The sequence below is a fragment of the Chromobacterium sp. Beijing genome, assembly GCF_021496765.1.
In the GTDB taxonomy this organism is placed as follows: Bacteria; Pseudomonadota; Gammaproteobacteria; order Burkholderiales; family Chromobacteriaceae; genus Chromobacterium.
The window spans coordinates 5,074,586-5,092,034 of sequence record NZ_CP053750.1 but is presented as its reverse complement, the minus strand read 5'-3'; the positions used below and the strand labels follow the sequence as shown (position 1 = coordinate 5,092,034).

Sequence of the window (17,449 nt, the reverse complement as noted above, 5' to 3'; positions counted from 1 at the left end):
CGCGCCCAGTTCAACCCCAAGGAGACAAACCCATGCAAGTCAGCAGACGGCAGTTTTTCAAGCTCTGCGCCGGCGGCATGGCAGGCACCACCATCGCGACCCTGGGCTTCATGCCCGAGACCGCGCTGGCCGACACCCGCAGCTATAAATTGCTGCGCGCGACGGAAACCCGGAATACCTGTCCATACTGTTCGGTGGGCTGTGGCATCTTGATGTACAGCCTGGGCGACGGCGCCAAGAACGCCAAAGCCGATATTTTCCACATTGAAGGCGATCCGGACCATCCGGTCAATCGCGGCGCGCTCTGTCCCAAAGGCGCCGGCCTGATCGACTTCATCCACAGCCCCAACCGCCTGCGCTACCCGGAAGTGCGCGAAGCGGGCTCCAACGAATACAAACGCATCAGCTGGGACGAGGCCTTCGAGCGCATCGCCGCCCATATGAAGCGCGACCGCGACGCCAACTTCGTCGAGAAGAACGCGGACGGCGTCACCGTCAACCGCTGGCTGACCACGGGTTTCCTGGCCGCTTCCGCGTCCAGCAACGAGGCCGGCTGGCTGACCCACAAATTCACCCGCAGCCTGGGGCTGCTGGCGGTCGACAACCAGGCGCGTGTATGACACGGACCAACGGTGGCAAGTCTTGCCCCAACATTTGGTCGCGGTGCCATGACAAACCATTGGGTCGATATCAAGAACGCCAACCTCATCGTCGTCATGGGCGGCAATGCGGCCGAGGCGCACCCGGTGGGTTTCCGCTGGGCGATTGAGGCCAAGACCCGCAACAAGGCGAAGCTGATCGTCATCGATCCGCGCTTCACCCGCACGGCCTCGGTGGCGGATTATTACGCCCCCATCCGCACCGGCACGGACATTGCGTTCCTGTCCGGCGTGATCCGCTACCTGCTACAAACCGGCAAGTACAATAAGGAATACACGCTGGCCTACACCAATGCCGCGCTCTTGGTGAACCCGGACTTCAAGTTCGACGACGGCCTGTTCTCCGGCTACAACGCCGACAAGCACAGCTACGACAAATCCACCTGGACCTACCAGCTGGACGACAAGGGCATGGCCAAGCGCGACGACAGCCTGTCCGACCCGCGCTGCGTGATCAATCTGATGCGCGAGCACGTGGCCCGTTACACGCCGGAAATGGTGGAAACCCTCTGCGGCACGCCCAAGGACGCCTTCCTCAAGGTCTGCGAATACCTGGCGGAAACCGGCGCCCACGACAAGACCACTTCCTTCCTGTACGCGCTGGGCTGGACGCAGCACTCCATCGGCTCGCAGAACATCCGCACCATGGCGATGATCCAGCTGCTGCTGGGCAATATGGGCATGGCCGGCGGCGGGGTCAACGCGCTGCGCGGCCACTCCAACATCCAGGGTCTGACCGATATCGGCCTGCTGTCCACCAGCTTGCCGGGCTATCTGAACATGCCCTCGGAGAAAGAGCCCACGCTGGAGTCCTATCTGAGCAAGTACACCAGCAAGCCGCTGGCCGACGGGCAGATGAACTACTGGCAGAACTATCCCAAGTTCTTCGTTTCGCTGATGAAGGCGATGTGGGGCGACAAGGCCACCGCCGACAACCAGTGGGGCTACGACTGGCTGCCCAAGTGGGACAAGAGCTACGACGTGCTGCAGTACTTCGAGCTGATGCATCAGGGCAAGATCAACGGCTATTTCTGCCAAGGCTTCAACCCCATCCTGGCCTTCCCGGACAAGAACAAGGTGGTGGCCTCGCTTTCCAAGCTGAAATATCTGGTGATCATGGACCCGCTGGCCACCGACACTTCCACTTTCTGGAAGAACCACGGCGAGCAGAACGATGTGAAGACCGCGGAGGTCCAGACCGAGGTGTTCCGCCTGCCCACCACCTGTTTCGCCGAGGAAGACGGCGCGGTGGTCAATTCCGGACGCTGGCTGCAATGGCACTGGAAAGGCGCGGACGCGCCGGGCGAAGCCATCACCGACGCGGAAATCCTGGCCGGCATCTTCACTCGTCTGAAGGCGCAGTACGCCAAGGACGGCGGCAAGAACGCCGAGGCCATCATGAGTCTGTCCTGGGCTTACGGCGATCCGCACGAGCCCAAGCCGGAGGAACTGGCCAAGGAGCTCAACGGCAAGGCGCTGGCGGACATCCCGGATCCCAAGAACCCGGGGCAGTTCCTGGCCAAGAAAGGCGAGCAGCTGTCCGGCTTCGCCCTGATGCAGGCCGACGGCAGCACCGCTTCCGGCTGTTGGATCTTCGCCGGCAGCTGGACCCAGGCCGGCAACCAGATGGCGCGCCGCGACAACAGCGATCCGTCCGGGCTGGGCAATACCCTGGGCTGGGCCTGGGCGTGGCCGGCCAACCGCCGCGTGCTGTACAACCGCGCTTCCTGTAAGCCGGACGGCACACCCTGGGACAAGAAGCGGACGCTGATCAAGTGGAACGGCGAAAAATGGACAGGCATCGACGTGCCGGACTTCAAGGCCGACGAGCCGCCCGGCAGCGCCATGGGCCCCTTCATCATGCAGGCCGAGGGCCTGGGGCGGCTGTTCGCGCTCGACAAGATGGCCGAAGGCCCCTTCCCCGAGCACTACGAGCCGTTCGAAACGCCGCTGGGCACCAACCCGCTGCATCCCAAGGTGGTGTCCAATCCGGCGGCGCGGGTGTTCCCGGCGGACCGCGAGCAGATGGGCAAGCACGACGCCTTCCCGTACGCGGCCACCACTTACCGGCTGACCGAGCACTTCCACGGCTGGACCAAGCACGCGCGGCTGAACGCGATCGCCCAGCCGGAGCAGTTCGTGGAAATCGGCGAGGCGCTGGCCAAGGAGAAAGGCATCGCCCACGGCGACACGGTGAAAGTGTCGTCCAAGCGCGGCTACATCAAGGCCAAGGCGGTGGTGACCAAGCGCATCCGCGCGCTGCAGTCGGGCGGCAAGACGGTGCACCAGGTCGGGATTCCGATTCACTGGGGTTATGAAGGGGTGGCCAAGAAAGGCTTCAGCGCCAACACGCTGACGCCGTTTGTAGGCGACGCCAACACCCAGACGCCGGAATTCAAGTCCTTCCTGGTCAACGTCGAGAAAGTATAAGGAGCGACCATGTCATCACTGCAATCGCAAGATATCCTGCGCCGCTCCGCCAGCCCCACCCAGCCGCCGGTGGTGCGCGATTACAAGGCCGAGGTGGCCAAGCTGATCGACGTGTCCACCTGCATAGGCTGCAAGGCCTGTCAGGTGGCCTGCTCGGAGTGGAACGACATCCGCGACGAAGTGGGCAGCAACGTCGGCGTCTACGACAACCCGGCCGATCTCACCGCCCACAGCTGGACGGTGATGCGCTACAGCGAGGTGGAGGAAAGCGGCAAGCTGGAATGGCTGATCCGCAAGGACGGCTGCATGCACTGCGCCGACCCGGGCTGTCTGAAGGCCTGTCCGTCGCCGGGGCCATCATCCAGTACGCCAACGGCATCGTGGACTTCCAGTCCGAGCACTGCATAGGCTGCGGCTATTGCATCTCCGGCTGTCCGTTCAATGTGCCGCGCATCAACCAGAAGGACAACAAGGCGTATAAATGCACCTTGTGTTCCGACCGGGTGATGGTGGGCCAGGAGCCGGCCTGCGTGAAGACCTGTCCCACCGGAGCCATTCGCTTCGGCACCAAGTCCGATATGCAGGCCTACGCCCATGACCGGGTGGAAGAGCTGAAGACCCGCGGCTACGCCAACGCCGGGCTGTACGATCCGGAAGGCGTGGGCGGCACCCACGTGATGTACGTGCTGCACCACGCCGACAAGCCGGAGCTGTATTCCGGCCTGGCCAAGGATCCCAAGATCAGCCCGGTGGTCAGCCTGTGGAAGGGCATCCTCAAGCCGCTGTCCACCATCGGCCTGGCGGCTTCGGTCTTGTTCGGCTTCTTCCACTACATCGGCGTCGGCCCCAATAAGGCGGAAGAGGAAGAGGAGGAAAAGGCATGAGCAAGGAAAAGCTGATCAAGCGCTACAGCGCGGCGGAACGCGTCAACCACTGGATCGTGGCGGTGTGCTTCGTGCTGTTGGCGATTTCCGGCCTGGCCTTCTTTTACCCGGCCTTCTTCTGGCTGACCGGCGTATTCGGCACGCCGCAGCTGGCGCGCATCATCCACCCCTTCGTCGGGGTGCTGATGTTCGTCGGCTTCGCGCGCCAATTCCTGCGCTACTGGCATCACAACTTCCTGGACAAGGAAGACGTGAAGTGGATGATGGCGGTGAAGTCGGTGCTGTCCGGCCACGAGGTCGGCGACATCGGCAAGTACAACGGCGGCCAGAAAGGCATGTTCTGGCTGATGACCGGCTGCATGCTGGTGCTGGTGTGCACCGGCTTCATCATGTGGCGGCCGTACTTCGCGCTGTACTTCCCCATCCCGGTGATCCGCGTGGCCCTGCTCCTGCACGCCTGGAGCGCGCTGATCCTGATCGCCGGCATCATCGTCCACGTCTACGCCGCCATCTGGGTGCGCGGCACGATACGGGCAATGGTGGAAGGCGTGGTCACCCATGCCTGGGCCAAGAAGCATCATCCGCGCTGGTACCGTGAAATGACCGGAGACAAGAACAAGCCATGAGCATACGCATCGTCCCCCTGGACGAGGCTGGCCGGCTGCAAACCGCGGCGGGAGAGATCCCGCCCTTATTGCTGCCCCAGCCCGCCGAACGCTATCTGGCCCGCAGCCGGCGCCTGACGGCGCTGGCCGACGGCCACCCGATGGCGGCCTATCTGGCCTTCGCCGCCCGCATCGCCGCGGCTCAGCACCGCCTGGTGCGCGAACAGCCGGTGACGCTGCCGCCGCGCGGCGATTACTTCCATCATTGCGCCGAACACGGCCTGCCGCCGCTGGGCGCCGCCGCCTGGCCGCGCGATCCGGTCTGGCGCGATCTGCTGCGCGCGCTGTGCGCGGAGCTCGCCGCCCTGCCCGGCCCCGCCGGCCAGATGGCGCGCGAGCTGGAACAGACGGACGACGCCGCGCTGGAAAGCGCCGCCCGCGCGCTGCTGGACGGCGACTTCGCCGCCGTCGGCTCGGCGCGCGCACCCTTGCTGTGGGCGGCGCTGTCGGTCTATTTCAGCCAGCTGGCCGCGCAACTGCAGGTGACGGCGGTGGCCGAACCCGACGACGCCCGCCACCTGTGCCCGGTGTGCGCGATGCCGCCGGTAGCCAGCGTGGTGCGCCTCGGCAACGAGTCCGGCCTGCGCTATCTGCATTGCAGCCTGTGCGAGAGCGAATGGCATCTGGTGCGCGCCAAGTGCAGCAATTGCGAGGCGACCCGCGACATCGGCTACTGGTCGCTGGAGCAAGGCGACAGCCAGCAGGCCGCGGTGCGCGGCGAAAGCTGCGGCGACTGCGGCAGCTATCTGAAGATCCTGGCGCTGGACAAGGACCTGGGCGCCGAGCCGGCGGCCGACGATCTGGCCACGCTGGCGCTGGACCAGCAGCTGGAGCAGCGCGGCTTCGCCCGCAGCGGGGTCAATCCGCTGCTGTTTCCCGGCTAAGCCCCCGCTCCCAACGTCCCCCAAGCCTCCTGCACGGAGGCTTTTTTCATGGCGTCGGCGAGCGCTTTGGCCGCGCCGTCCGTTTGCATAAGAAAAAACCAACAACTACAAAAAAGGTATGACTTTTTTCCATCCCGGTTGATCGACATGGTCCTGCTCCCGCCTCTGACGCCAAGAAACCGCCTGTTGCTGGGCCTGGCCATCAATGGCGGCGTCCTCTGCTGGCTGTTCTGGGGGCATCCGCTGCTTTGGGCCGGGCTGGCGCTCAGCTGCGCCGCGCTGGCGCTGGTCCTGTTCTGGCCGGCGCCGGCCGCCGCCGCGGAGCCGGCCCCGACTCCGGACGAATACTGGCAGGGCTTCGCCAGCCACGTCTGCGCCTTGCTGCCCTTGTGGGCCGGCCACATCTCCTTGGGCAAGGAGCAGATGGACGACGCCGCCAACCGGCTGACCCTGCGCTTCGACGGCATACTGCGCCAAGTGGGCGGCGCGGTGCCCAAGCCGGGCGAACACACCGACCAGGCGGCGCTGGCCCAGGCGGAGAGCCGGCTCAAACACATGCTGCAGCTATTGCAGAACGCCACCCGGCAACAGACCGATCTCGCCATCCACCTGCACACCCTGGGCCAATCGGCCAACACCCTGCAGAACCTGGTGCGCAGCCTGGTCAGCGGCCACCAGCTGGACGGCGAGCAAAGCATGGAGCAATTGGGCAGCGACACGCTGGAACAGCTGTCCCGGCTGCAGAACCAGATCGACAAGGCCATGGACAGCCTGGCGCAGATGGCGCACGAGCCGCTGCGGCCGCACGCGCCGCTGAACGCCGCCGACGCCTCCGCGCCGGCGGAAGAAGCCGCGCCGGACGACGAGGCCGTCCAATCCCAATCCTTGCAGCAAGCGCTGGAAGACATCCTGGTGCAGCTGCAATTCCAGGACCGGGTCGACCAAATCCTCAGCGGGGTGCAGAACGATATGCGCCGGCTGGAGAGCGTCTTCAGCCAGGCGCTGGTGGACACCGAGCGTCGGCCGACGCCGCCGGACACCGCCGCCTGGCTGGACGCCTTGAAAAACAGCTATACCACCCATGAGCAGCGCGTCCTGCACAGCAGCGACCAAGCGGAATCGGGCAATAAGCAAAACAACATCACTTTCTTTTGATCCGGGGAATGTTCCAGATGGCCAAGACCATACTCATCGTCGATGACTCGGCCAGCCTGCGGCAGGTGGTTCGCATGACGCTCGCCGGCGCGGGCTATGAGGTGCTGGAGGCCGCCAACGGCCAGGAAGCCCTTGACGTGCTGGACGGACGCAAAGTCCATTTGATCGTCTCCGATGTGAACATGCCGTTGATGGACGGCATCGCACTGCTGCGCAATATCAAGATCCATCCCAATTACAAATTCACTCCGGTCATCATGCTGACCACGGAATCCTCCGAGGAAAAGAAGCAGGAAGGCAAGGCCGCCGGGGCCAAGGCCTGGGTGGTCAAACCCTTCCAGCCGCCGGTGCTGTTGACCGCCGTTTCCAAATTGATCCTGCCCTGATCGGGAGCCCGACATGCCGCGCGCCCGCAAAAAACCAGACGCCAAAGACAGCGCGCCCGCCGCGCCGGCCGCCGCCGTTTTCCAACTGACACTCAGCGGAGAACAAACCATTTACCAGGCGGCGGAACTGCATCAGCAGCTCCACGCCGCCCTCGCCGGCCACGCCGCCATCGAACTGGACCTGTCCTGCGTCGGAGAGCTGGACTGCGCCATCGCCCAGGTCTTGCTGTGGCTGCGCCGGGAAAGCCTGCGCAAGGACGTCGCGTTGCGCTTCATCGCCCCCAGCCCGGCCTCGCTGGACTTCATCCGCCTGGTGGGCCTGCAAGGCCAGCTCTCTTTGGAGGAGGTCGCGCATGGATCTTGAACTGGCGCTGCAAACCTTCTTCGAAGAATCCAACGATCTGCTGGGGGAGATGGAAAGCATTCTGCTGGACGCGGAAGCCGACTCCACCACCACGGAACAGTTGAACGCCCTGTTCCGCTCCATGCACACCATCAAGGGCTCGGCCGGGCTGTTCGGCCTGGACGTCGTCGTCGGCTTCACCCATGAAGTGGAAAACGTGCTGGACCTGCTGCGCGACGGCGCGCTGCGGCTGGACGATATGCTGACCGGCCTGCTGCTGCGCTGCCACGACCACGTCAAGGAAATGCTGACCGCGCTGGCGGCCAAGGACAGCCTGGAGCGTTTCGCCGGCACCGAGCTGCTGGACGAGCTGGTCGCCTACAGCCGCGCCGCCGGCGGCGCGGCCGCCCAGGAGGCGCCGGCCGGGATGGAACAAACGGAAACGCCGCCCGAGCCGCAGCCCGAGCCCGCCGCGCCGCCGCCGGAGCAATGGCTGCTGTCGCTGCGCTTCGGTCCGGACATGCTGCGCAACGGCATGGACCCCTCGTCCTTTATCCGCTATCTCGCCACCATAGGCGAGATCGACCGGATCGAGGCCGTCGCCACCCAGCTGCCAAGCGGCGACGACTTCAATCCGGAAACCAATTATCTGCGCCTGGAGGCGCTGTACCGCAGCCAGGAGGCGCAGCAGACGCTGCTGGACGTTTTCGAGTTCGCGCGCGAAGACAGCGAGGTCCATATCTGGCCGTGGCCGCCCAGCTCGCGGCAGCAGGCTCAGACCCTGGCCAGCGCGCCGCGGGAGGAGGCCGACGCGGTCCGGGCGGTATGGCTGCGCTTTGGCCTGGAGCCCGCAGCCGATGCCGCCGAGCCGGAAGCGGCGTTCGCCGAAGCAGAGGCGACGGCGCCGTCGGTGGAAATCGTGGAGTTCGCGCCGGACGAGCCGCTCGCCGCCGACGCCGCGTCCGACGCCGTGTCCGATGCCCCCGCCGACGCCGCGCCGGAAGCGCCCGCCGCGCGCGCCGCCGCCAAAACCGCCGGCGACGCCAAAAGCGGCAAATCGGCCGAAAGCAAATTCATCAAGGTGGAGGCCGGCAAACTGGACAGCCTGATCAATCTGATCGGCGAACTGGTGATCGCCGGCGCCGCCGCCAATCTGGTGGCGCGCCGCTCGCAGCAAAGCGCGCTGGTGGAGTCCACCCAGACCATCGCCAATCTGATCGAACAGATACGCGCCGGCACGCTGTCCATGCGCATGATACAGATAGGCGAAATCTTCAACCGCTTCCCGCGCGTGGCGCGCGACGTCTCGCGCGAACTGGGCAAGGACATCCAGCTGCACATCTCCGGCGCGGAGACCGAGCTGGACAAATCCATGGTGGAAAAACTGGGCGATCCGCTGATGCACATCGTGCGCAACGCCATCGACCACGGCATAGAAACCACCGAGCGCCGGCTGGCCGGCGGCAAGCCGGCCGAAGGCCATGTCTGGCTCAACGCCTACCATGAATCCGGCAGCATCGTGATCGAAGTGGCCGACGACGGCGGCGGCCTCAACCAAGAGCGCATCCTGGCCAAGGCGGTGGAGCGCGGCCTGCTGCCCGCCGACATGGCGCTGCCGGAGCAGGACGTGTTCCGGCTGATCTTCGAGGCAGGCTTCTCCACCGCGGACCAGGTCACCAACATCTCCGGCCGCGGCGTGGGCATGGACGTGGTGAGGAAAAGCATAGAGCAGCTGCGCGGCACCATAGACATCGAATCCGAACTGGGCTTAGGCACCACCTTCCGCATCCGGCTGCCGCTGACCCTGGCCATCATCGACGGCTTCCTGGTGGAAGTCGCCGCCGCCACCTTCGTGGTGCCGCTGGAAGCGGTGATCGAATGCATAGAGCTGCCCGCCGCGCTGGACAAGGACAGCGTTCACGACTGCCTGAACCTGCGCGGCGAACTGCTGCCCTTGCTGCGCCTGGACGGCTTTCTGGAACTACCCGCCGTCGCGGCCAAACGCCGCAACGTGGTGGTGGTGCACTACGGCGAACGCAAGGCCGGCCTGGTGGTGGACGCGCTGCTGGGCGAATTCCAGACCGTGATCAAGCCGCTGGGCAATCTGTTCCGCCACCTCAAGGCCATCAGCGGCTCCACCATTCTGGGCACCGGCGAAGTCGCCTTGATTCTCGACGTGCCCGCCCTGATCCACCATGCCACCCAAAAAGAGGCGGAGCGGTACGCGCTGCTTCCCGCCCGGGAATGGGAAGCTGGCACCACAAACACCGCGGCGAAAACGGATAGGAGCGCCCAATGAGCCAATACAAACACGGCATGTCCATCGCGCAGAAGCTCGGCCTGGGCTTCGGCCTGATCATCGCGCTGATGCTGATCTGCGTCAGCGCGGCGCTGTACGGGCTGGAGATCAGCAATATCGCCCTGCGCGACATCACCCAGGTCAACAATGTGGAAAGCCGGCTGGCGCGCCAATTGATCAGCGACAACCAGGACATCCGCATCGCCTACCGCAATGTGATGCTGGCCGAGGGGCCCGCCGACATCAACAGCGCGCTGCAAGCCTATCAGGCGAGCAAAGTCGCCTATATGGACAGGGAAAAGAAACTGGCCGAAGTCTTCCGGCAGGCCGACAACAACACCCCCCAGGAGCTGGAACAGATGAGCCGCATTCAGAACATGCGGCCGGCCACGCTCACGATGGTGGACAAGGCGGTGGACCTGGCCAATCAAGGGCGTCAGGACGAAGCCAAGAAACTGATGCAGAACGAGATCGCGCCGCAGATGGTCGCCTTCAACCAGCAACTGACCGCGCTGGCGGACCTGGAGGACAAACTCAACGACCAGTTGGCCAATCAGGCCAACGCCAGCTATCAACAGGCGCACTGGGTGATGATCGCGCTGTCCTTGCTGGCCGCCCTGATCAGCGCCGGCCTGGCCACCCTGATCACCCGCAATCTGCTGCGCACCCTGGGCGGAGAGCCGCACTATGTGTCCGAGGTGATGCGCCAGGTGGCCGACGGCAATCTGGACGCGGAAATCCGGCTGCGTCCGGGCGACCAAAGCAGCTTGTGCGCCGCCATCGCCGTCACCATTGAACGGATGCGCAACATCATCGCCGAGGTCAAGAGCGGCTCCGAGGCGCTGTCCAGCGCCGCGCAACAGATCAACTCCACCTCTCAGGCGCTGTCCCAGGCCGCCAGCGAGCAGGCGGCCGGCATAGAAGAAACCTCGGCATCGGTGGAGGAAATGTCCTCCTCCATCAGCCAGACCAACGACAACGCCCGCGTCACCGAGAGCATCGCCACCAAGGCCTCGCGCGAAGCGGCCGAAGGCGGCGAGGCGGTGCGCCGCACCGTGGAGGCGATGCGCCAGATCGCCGACAAGATCGGCATCGTCGACGACATCGCCTACCAGACCAATCTGCTGGCGCTCAACGCCGCCATCGAAGCCGCGCGCGCCGGCGAACACGGCAAGGGCTTCGCCGTGGTGGCGGCCGAGGTGCGCAAGCTGGCCGAGCGCAGCCAGATCGCCGCCCAGGAAATCAGCGGCGTGGCCGGCAGCAGCGTCAAGCTGGCCGAGCAGGCCGGCCAGTTCCTGGAGGAAATCGTCCGCTCCAGCAGCCGCACCGCCGATCTGGTGCAGGAGATCGCCGCCGCCTCCAATGAACAGGCCAGCGGCGTCAGCCAGATCAACTCCGCCATCCAGCAACTGAGCCTGACCACGCAGCAAAACGCGTCCGCCAGCGAAGAGCTGGCTTCCACCGCCGAGGAAATGAACGATCAGGCCGAGCACCTGCACGAGTTGATGGGCTACTTCAAGCTGGGCGCCGCCGAGTCCTTCCACCCGGCGCCGCGCGCGCGGCGCGAGCCCCTGTTGCCTCACAAGCCGCTGCACCCGCCGCTGGCGGAAGAGTCCGACTTCATCCGTTTCTAACCGGACAGCGCCATGAAACCGCTCCATCTGCAGCGCAAGCACGACAACGCCGCCTCCGCCGAACCGCAGGCCGACGCCCGCCAATACCTGACTTTCCAGCTGGGCGGCGACGTCTTCGCCATCGGCATCCTGGCGATACGCGAAATCCTGGAATACCTGAAACCCACCCACGTGCCGCTGATGCCGGCCTTCATCCGCGGCGTGATGAATTTGCGCGGCTCGGTGGTGCCGGTGATAGACCTGTCGCTGCGCTTCGCCCGCGGCGAAACCGAAATCAATCGCCGCACCTGCGTCGTCATCATCGAAGTGGAGGGCGAAGAACAGTTGCAGCTGATCGGCATTCTGGTGGACGCGGTGCATGAGGTGCTGGCCATCCCCGACGCCGACATCGAACCGCCGCCTCAGTTCGGCAGCAAGATACGCGTCGACTTCATCGCCGGCATGGCCAAGCTGGACGGCCATTTCATCGTGCTGCTCAACGTCAACAAAGTGCTGTCGGTCGATGAAATGGCCTTGATCTCCAGCCTGGGCCAACAGGACGCCGCCGCGGAATCCCAGACGGAAAAGGCCTGAGCGGCGATGCCGGCCCACTTCGTCCCCGCGCCCGGCCGAAGCGCCCTGTCCGTCTCCCGGCAACTGAAACTGGGCTTCGGCGCGCTGCTGATTCTGCTGCTGGCCCTGATCGCCGCCGGGCTCTACGGCCTTGAGCAATTCCATACCCAGTTGGAAGAAATCACCCAAGTCTATGGCCGCCACGCCCGGCTCAGCGACCGCATGCACGTCCAGATCCAGGAAATGCGCATCGACTACCGCTCGCTGATCATCGTCTCCAGCCGCCGCGACATCCAGGCCTGGCGGGAGCGCTATCTGGCCGCCCGCGGCCGCTATCTGGAGTTGGAGCGGAAACTGGCCGACGCCATCGAACGGCAGCAGGCGCCGGGCAAGGACGCGCTGCAACGCTCGATGCGGCAACTGCAAGCCCAGCGCGGCCTGGCCTTCCCCATGCTGGACCAGGGCGTGCGCCAGGCCGCCGCCAATCAGAAGTACGAAGCCCGCAAAGCGCTGGACCAGGCCGCGCCGGCGCTGCTCGCCCCGCTGCGGCAAGTGCGCGAACAAGCGCACGCCTTGCGCCAGCAAGCCGCCCTGCAAGCGGAGCGCCGCGGCCGCGAACTGAAAACGCTGCTGATGGCGCTGGCCGGCGGCAGCGCGCTGGCCGGCCTGGCGCTGGCCTGGGCCATCCACCGCAATCTGTGGCGCATTCTGGGCGCGGAACCCGACGCGCTGGCCGAGCGCATGCGCGAGATGGCCGCCGGCCGGCTATCCCGCGGCGACAGGCCACCCTCCGGAACGCGCCGCAGCGTACACGCCACCCTGGGCTACTGCAGCCGCCACCTGAGCGACATCATCCTGGACGTGCGCCGCAGCGCCGACCAACTGGCCGACAGCGCCCAGGAAATCCGGGCCACCGCCGAGGCGCTGGCGCAAAACAGCTGGGCCGCCGCGCTCAGCGTCAGCGCCACCGCCCACTCCTGCGCCCAAATGCACGAAGTCAGCCAAAGCAATCTGGCGCAGGCGGAACTGACCAACGCCGCCGCGCACGACGCCGCGCGCCAGGTGGCGGACGGCAAGCAAGCGGTGCAGACCGCGGAAAGCGCGCTGGAGCAGATCGCCGGGCGCATAGAAATCGTCGAGGACATCGCCTACCAGACCAATTTGCTGGCCCTCAACGCCGCCATCGAAGCCGCCACCGCCGGCCCGCACGGCCGCGGCTTCGCCGTGGTGGCCGACGACGTGCGCAAACTGGCGGAACGCAGCCAGAACGCCGCCCGGGAAATCGGCGAACTGGCCCGGCGCAGCCGCCATGAAGCGCGTCTGGCCGCGCGCGCGCTGTCCGGCATTCTGGAGCGCAGCGCGGCCACCGCGGAGTTGGTGGGCGGCATCAGCACCGCCAGCCGGGAAGAAGCGCGCGGCATCGCCCAGGTCAACGGCTCGATGGAACACCTGGGCGACGTGTCCCAGCGCAACACCGCCAACAGCGAAGCCCTGGCCGCCACCGCCGCCGAAGTGCACAAACAGGCTGCGCGCCTGCAACAGCAAATCGCCTATTTCCTGGTCCGGGAATCGGGCGCGGCGGCGGAGGACGCGCCGAATCCGCCCTGAAACGGCGCGGCAACTGTTCTACATTGAAACGAATGAACCGGTCGCTTGGCCGACTTTCGGCGCAAAGGCCCTGGCAATGACAAAACAAGAAGTCGATATATTCCTGCATCCCGGCGATTGGTACTTCGGCGACAAGCACCACAAGATCCGCACGCTGCTCGGCTCCTGCGTCTCGATCACGCTGTGGCACCCCAAGGCCAAGATCGGCGGCATGTGCCACTACCTGCTGGCGCGGCGCACCGACCGCAGACCGACGGCGCTGTCCGGCCGCTACGGCGACGAAGCCATGCTGCTGATGCTGCACGAGGTGCTGGCCTCCGGCCTGCCCTTGCAGGAATTCCACGCCAAACTGGTGGGCGGCGCCGCGGTGCTGGCCGGGGTCGAGCGCGATCAGCCGCACGACGTGCCCTCGCGCAATATCGACATGGCCTACCAGTTGGTCAAGCAGCTCGGACTATCGGTGCAGGCGGAGGATTTGGGCGGCAACAGCCCGCGGTTGGTGATGTTCGACCTGGCCACGGGCGATGTGTGGGTAAAACAGACGCAGGACGCGGACATGAGCAGGATTTCCGCACACCATAAGGCAAGGACTCGGGCATGACTATCAAAGTGCTGATCGTGGACGACTCTGCAGTGGTTCGCCAGGTGCTGAGCCAGGTTTTCAGCCAGGCAACCGGCATGACGGTGATGGATGTGGCCACCGACCCCATCGCCGCGATGGAAAAAATGAAGCAGCAATGGCCGGACGTCATCGTGCTGGACATCGAGATGCCGCGCATGGACGGCATCACCTTCCTCAAGCAGCTGATGGCCAGCCGGCCCACGCCGGTGGTGATCTGCTCCTCGCTGACGCAGAAAGGCACCGACATCAGCATGCAGGCGATGGCCGCCGGCGCGGTGGAGGTGATCGCCAAGCCCATGGCCGGGGTCAAGGGCTTCCTGGAGGAAAGCGCCAATCAGCTGGTGCACGCGGTGCGCAGCGCCGCCGCCGCCCGGATGAACCGGGTGCGGGTGATGCCCTCGGCCGGCGGCTCCGCGCCCGGCGGCGCAGCGCCGGCGTCCAACCCGCTGGAGACCCGGCCCAAGCTGTCCGCCGACGCCATCCTGTCCGCGCCCACCGGCGGCAATATGTTCGCCACCACCGAACGCATCATCGCCGTGGGCACCTCCACCGGCGGCACCCAGGCGCTGGAAACCGTGCTCACCGCGCTGCCGCGCACCTGCCCCGGCCTCGCCATCGTCCAGCACATGCCGGAAAAATTCACCCGCTCCTTCGCCGAGCGGCTGGACAGCCTGTCCCAGATCGAAGTCAAGGAAGCGAGCAACGGCGACCGCATCCTGCCGGGCCGCGCGCTGATCGCCCCCGGCGGCAAGCACATGATGATCAAGCGCAGCGGCGCTTTTTATCTGGTGGAGGTGGTGGACGGCCCGCTGGTCAGCCGCCACAAGCCCTCGGTGGACGTGCTGTTCCGCTCCGCCGCCAAGTTCGCCGGCAAGAACGCGCTGGGCATCATCATGACCGGCATGGGCGACGACGGCGCCAAGGGCTTGAAGGAAATGCACGACTGCGGCGCCAAGACCATCGCCCAGGACGAGGAAAGCTGCGTGGTCTTCGGCATGCCCAAGGAGGCGATCCGCCTGGGCGCGGCCGACGAAGTGATGCCGCTGGACACCATCGCCAAGGCGATTTGCCGTTGAACGAGGAAACACCATGCAACTGGATATCCAGGACGTCCTGATCATCGACGACAGCACCTTGCAGCGTCAGCACGGCTGCGAGATCTGCCAAGGCCTGGGCGCGCAGCAGATCCGCCAGGCCGCCAACGGCGAGGAAGGCCTGGAGCGGATGCGCGAGCAGCTTCCCAGCCTGATCCTGCTGGATTTGGAAATGCCCAAGCTGGACGGCGTGCAAGTGATGCAGCACATGGCCAAAGAAGGCCTGGGCGCGCCGCTGGTGGTCACCTCCAGCAAGGATTACCTGCTGATCTCCACCGTGGAACTGATGGGGCGGGAACTGGGCCTGCCGGTGCTCGGCGGCCTAAAGAAGCCGCTGCGCCAGCCCGAGCTGCTGGACCTGCTCAAACGGGTGTGGACGCCCAAGGGCGGCGACGACCATCACGCCGAACTGTTCAGCGAGGTGGAAGTGCGCGAAGCGCTGGACAAGGGCGAGATCATTCCCTACTACCAGCCCAAGGTCACCCTCAACGGCGGCCTGCTCAAGGGCGCGGAAATGCTGGCGCGCTGGCAACATCCGGAACTCGGCATCGTCTCCCCCGCCCGTTTCATCCCGGTGGTGGAGGCCAGCGGCTGGGCCACCGAACTGACGCTGAGCATGCTGGACCAGGGCCTGAAGCAATGGCAGGAATGGGCGCGCCGCGGCCTGCGGCTGCCGCTGTCGGTCAATCTGTCGGCGCTGTCGCTCAAGGGTGACGACCTGACCCAGCAAATCGAACAACGGCTGCTCAGCACCCATGTGCCGCCGCGCTTCATCATTTTCGAAGTGACGGAAACCGCCATCGCCGACAATCTGGCCGAAGCCATCGGCATCGCCGCCCGGCTGCGCCTGGGCGGCCTGGGCCTGTCCATCGACGACTTCGGCACCGGCTTCGCCACCTTGCAGCAACTGACCCGTTTCCCGTTCACCGAACTGAAAATCGACCAGTCGCTGGTCACCTCGGTGTCCACCAAGCCTCATCTGGAGGCGGTGCTCAACAGCGTGATCGAACTGGCCCAGCGCATGCAGCTGACCACGGTGGCCGAAGGCATAGAAACCACCACCGACCTGGACTTCATGGGCAACCGCGGCTGCTTGATGGGCCAGGGTTATTTCATCGCCAAGCCGATGGACGCACCCCACTTCGAAAGCTGGGTCAAGGAAAGAATGCAGCAAAGCAAGGAAGCCAGCACCGGCTGAACGGCACGCTCAGGCAGACCACAGCGGCGGCTCGTCCAGCAGCGCAATCTGTTCGCGCAGCGTCAGAATCTGCTCCTCCCAGTAACGCTGGCTGTTGAACCAGGGGAAGGCGGCCGGGAAGGCCGGATCGTGCCAGCGCCGCGCCAGCCAGGCGCTGTAATGGATCAAGCGCAAGGTGCGCAGCGCCTCCAGCAGATGCAGCTCGCGCAGATCGAACTCGCAGAAATCCTCGTAGCCGGCCAGCACCTCGGCCAGTTGCGCCGACTGCTCCTCGCGGCTGCCGGACAACAGCATCCACAAATCCTGCACCGCCGGCCCCATGCGGCTGTCGTCGAAGTCGACGAAATGCGGGCCGTCGTCGGTCCACAGCATATTCCCGACATGGCAATCGCCGTGCAGCCGCAGCGCGCTCACCGCGCCGGCGCGCTGGTAAGCGCGGTCGACGCCGGCCAGCGCCTGCTCCAGCACGCCGCGGAAGACTTCGCGCAGTTCCGGCGGCAAGTCCGCGTGCCGCAATAGATAGTCCGCCGGCTCGCGGCCGAAGCTGTCCGCGTCCAAAGCCGGCCGCCGCGCGTAATCCTCCACCCGGCCCAAGGCGTGGATGCGGCCCAGAAAGCGGCCTATCCATTCCAGCGTGCGCGCGTCGCCCAACTCCGGCACCCGGCCGCCGCGACGCGGAAACAAAGCAAAACGGAAACCGCCGTGATGATGCAAGGTGGCGCCCTTGAAGGCCAGCGGCGGCACCACCGGAATCTCGCGCTCCGCCAATTGCAGCGAAAACGCGTGCTCCTCCAGAATCTGCTCATCGCTCCAGCGCTCCGGCCGGTAAAACTTGGCCACCAGCGGCGCGGCGTCGTCGATGCCGATCTGGTAAACCCGGTTCTCATAGCTGTTCAGCGCCAGCAGGCTGCCGGAGCTGTAAAGGCCAAGGCTGTCCACGGCGTCGAGAATGGCGTCCGGCGTCAGGCCGGCGAAGGGAGGCGTTTGATGTGTCTGCATCCAGGCATTATACGCAGCCGGCAGCGCTCGAGCGTAA

The 17,449-nt window shown here is 65.6% G+C and carries 16 protein-coding genes; 15 read left to right on the top strand and 1 reads right to left on the bottom strand.

The window, feature by feature from the left end; all coding sequences use genetic code 11:
• Positions 1-32: 32 nt before the first annotated feature.
• The 15 genes from fdnG to HQN78_RS23830 all read left to right on the top strand — a co-directional run bounded on the left by fdnG (position 33) and on the right by HQN78_RS23830 (position 16,413).
• Positions 33-3,089, top strand: coding sequence for a formate dehydrogenase-N subunit alpha (gene fdnG / locus HQN78_RS23895; RefSeq protein WP_235086815.1), 3,057 nt, complete (start codon positions 33-35; stop codon positions 3,087-3,089).
• A 9-nt stretch (positions 3,090-3,098) separates the two neighbouring features.
• On the top strand, positions 3,099-3,497 hold the full coding sequence (locus tag HQN78_RS25725; protein WP_304502832.1) for a 4Fe-4S dicluster domain-containing protein: 399 nt from the start codon (positions 3,099-3,101) through the stop codon (positions 3,495-3,497).
• Complete coding sequence (locus HQN78_RS25720) at positions 3,470-3,973, top strand: formate dehydrogenase N subunit beta transmembrane domain-containing protein (protein WP_304502858.1); 504 nt, start codon at positions 3,470-3,472, stop codon at positions 3,971-3,973. Before HQN78_RS25725 ends, HQN78_RS25720 begins: the two co-directional genes overlap by 28 nt.
• The gene (locus HQN78_RS23885; RefSeq protein WP_235086813.1) at positions 3,970-4,599 is read left to right on the top strand and encodes a formate dehydrogenase subunit gamma; all 630 of its coding nucleotides are present in this window, start codon (positions 3,970-3,972) and stop codon (positions 4,597-4,599) included. Before HQN78_RS25720 ends, HQN78_RS23885 begins: the two co-directional genes overlap by 4 nt.
• Positions 4,596-5,522 (top strand): formate dehydrogenase accessory protein FdhE, encoded by a 927-nt coding sequence (gene fdhE, locus HQN78_RS23880; protein WP_235086811.1) that lies wholly within the window; start codon positions 4,596-4,598, stop codon positions 5,520-5,522. Before HQN78_RS23885 ends, fdhE begins: the two co-directional genes overlap by 4 nt.
• Positions 5,523-5,669: 147 nt before the next feature.
• Positions 5,670-6,677 carry a hypothetical protein gene (locus HQN78_RS23875; protein WP_146176705.1) on the top strand — a complete coding sequence of 336 codons (1,008 nt, stop codon included), beginning with the start codon at positions 5,670-5,672 and terminating at the stop codon, positions 6,675-6,677.
• A 17-nt stretch (positions 6,678-6,694) separates the two neighbouring features.
• A complete protein-coding gene (locus HQN78_RS23870; protein WP_235086808.1) occupies positions 6,695-7,063 on the top strand; it encodes a response regulator in 369 nt (122 codons plus the stop codon).
• A gap of 13 nt (positions 7,064-7,076) precedes the next feature.
• Positions 7,077-7,427: a lipid asymmetry maintenance protein MlaB gene (locus tag HQN78_RS23865; protein WP_107800491.1), complete on the top strand. Its 351-nt coding sequence runs from the start codon at positions 7,077-7,079 to the stop codon at positions 7,425-7,427.
• Positions 7,417-9,705 (top strand): chemotaxis protein CheA, encoded by a 2,289-nt coding sequence (locus tag HQN78_RS23860; protein ID WP_235086806.1) that lies wholly within the window; start codon positions 7,417-7,419, stop codon positions 9,703-9,705. Before HQN78_RS23865 ends, HQN78_RS23860 begins: the two co-directional genes overlap by 11 nt.
• A complete protein-coding gene (locus HQN78_RS23855) occupies positions 9,702-11,339 on the top strand; it encodes a methyl-accepting chemotaxis protein (RefSeq protein WP_107800493.1) in 1,638 nt (545 codons plus the stop codon). Before HQN78_RS23860 ends, HQN78_RS23855 begins: the two co-directional genes overlap by 4 nt.
• A gap of 12 nt (positions 11,340-11,351) precedes the next feature.
• A complete protein-coding gene (locus HQN78_RS23850) occupies positions 11,352-11,912 on the top strand; it encodes a chemotaxis protein CheW (RefSeq protein WP_235086804.1) in 561 nt (186 codons plus the stop codon).
• Between the two features lie 6 nt (positions 11,913-11,918).
• Positions 11,919-13,499 (top strand): methyl-accepting chemotaxis protein, encoded by a 1,581-nt coding sequence (locus HQN78_RS23845; RefSeq protein WP_235086803.1) that lies wholly within the window; start codon positions 11,919-11,921, stop codon positions 13,497-13,499.
• 76 nt (positions 13,500-13,575) lie between these two features.
• Positions 13,576-14,100, top strand: coding sequence for a chemotaxis protein CheD (locus HQN78_RS23840; protein ID WP_107800496.1), 525 nt, complete (start codon positions 13,576-13,578; stop codon positions 14,098-14,100).
• Positions 14,097-15,197 (top strand): chemotaxis response regulator protein-glutamate methylesterase, encoded by a 1,101-nt coding sequence (locus HQN78_RS23835; RefSeq protein WP_107800497.1) that lies wholly within the window; start codon positions 14,097-14,099, stop codon positions 15,195-15,197. Before HQN78_RS23840 ends, HQN78_RS23835 begins: the two co-directional genes overlap by 4 nt.
• 13 nt (positions 15,198-15,210) lie before the next feature.
• Positions 15,211-16,413, top strand: a complete 1,203-nt coding sequence (locus HQN78_RS23830; RefSeq protein WP_235086801.1) for an EAL domain-containing protein — start codon at positions 15,211-15,213, stop codon at positions 16,411-16,413.
• A 9-nt stretch (positions 16,414-16,422) separates the two neighbouring features.
• Here the strand turns inward: HQN78_RS23830 and HQN78_RS23825 are convergent, their stop codons facing one another.
• On the bottom strand, positions 16,423-17,412 hold the full coding sequence (locus HQN78_RS23825; protein WP_107800498.1) for a serine/threonine protein kinase: 990 nt from the start codon (positions 17,410-17,412) through the stop codon (positions 16,423-16,425).
• Positions 17,413-17,449: the final 37 nt, after the last annotated feature.

What these genes read in the sequence shown, in the direction of transcription:
- HQN78_RS23845 (WP_235086803.1), top strand. Translation starts at nt 11,919, where the DNA reads ATGCCGGCCCACTTCGTCCCCGCGCCCGGCCGAAGCGCCCTGTCCGTC.
- HQN78_RS23855 (WP_107800493.1), top strand. Translation starts at nt 9,702, where the DNA reads ATGAGCCAATACAAACACGGCATGTCCATCGCGCAGAAGCTCGGCCTG.
- HQN78_RS25725 (WP_304502832.1), top strand. Translation starts at nt 3,099, where the DNA reads ATGTCATCACTGCAATCGCAAGATATCCTGCGCCGCTCCGCCAGCCCC.
- HQN78_RS23850 (WP_235086804.1), top strand. Translation starts at nt 11,352, where the DNA reads ATGAAACCGCTCCATCTGCAGCGCAAGCACGACAACGCCGCCTCCGCC.
- HQN78_RS23865 (WP_107800491.1), top strand. Translation starts at nt 7,077, where the DNA reads ATGCCGCGCGCCCGCAAAAAACCAGACGCCAAAGACAGCGCGCCCGCC.
- HQN78_RS23840 (WP_107800496.1), top strand. Translation starts at nt 13,576, where the DNA reads ATGACAAAACAAGAAGTCGATATATTCCTGCATCCCGGCGATTGGTAC.
- HQN78_RS23825 (WP_107800498.1), bottom strand. Translation starts at nt 17,412, where the DNA reads ATGCAGACACATCAAACGCCTCCCTTCGCCGGCCTGACGCCGGACGCC.
- fdhE (WP_235086811.1), top strand. Translation starts at nt 4,596, where the DNA reads ATGAGCATACGCATCGTCCCCCTGGACGAGGCTGGCCGGCTGCAAACC.
- HQN78_RS23835 (WP_107800497.1), top strand. Translation starts at nt 14,097, where the DNA reads ATGACTATCAAAGTGCTGATCGTGGACGACTCTGCAGTGGTTCGCCAG.
- HQN78_RS23875 (WP_146176705.1), top strand. Translation starts at nt 5,670, where the DNA reads ATGGTCCTGCTCCCGCCTCTGACGCCAAGAAACCGCCTGTTGCTGGGC.
- HQN78_RS23870 (WP_235086808.1), top strand. Translation starts at nt 6,695, where the DNA reads ATGGCCAAGACCATACTCATCGTCGATGACTCGGCCAGCCTGCGGCAG.
- HQN78_RS23885 (WP_235086813.1), top strand. Translation starts at nt 3,970, where the DNA reads ATGAGCAAGGAAAAGCTGATCAAGCGCTACAGCGCGGCGGAACGCGTC.
- HQN78_RS23830 (WP_235086801.1), top strand. Translation starts at nt 15,211, where the DNA reads ATGCAACTGGATATCCAGGACGTCCTGATCATCGACGACAGCACCTTG.
- HQN78_RS23860 (WP_235086806.1), top strand. Translation starts at nt 7,417, where the DNA reads ATGGATCTTGAACTGGCGCTGCAAACCTTCTTCGAAGAATCCAACGAT.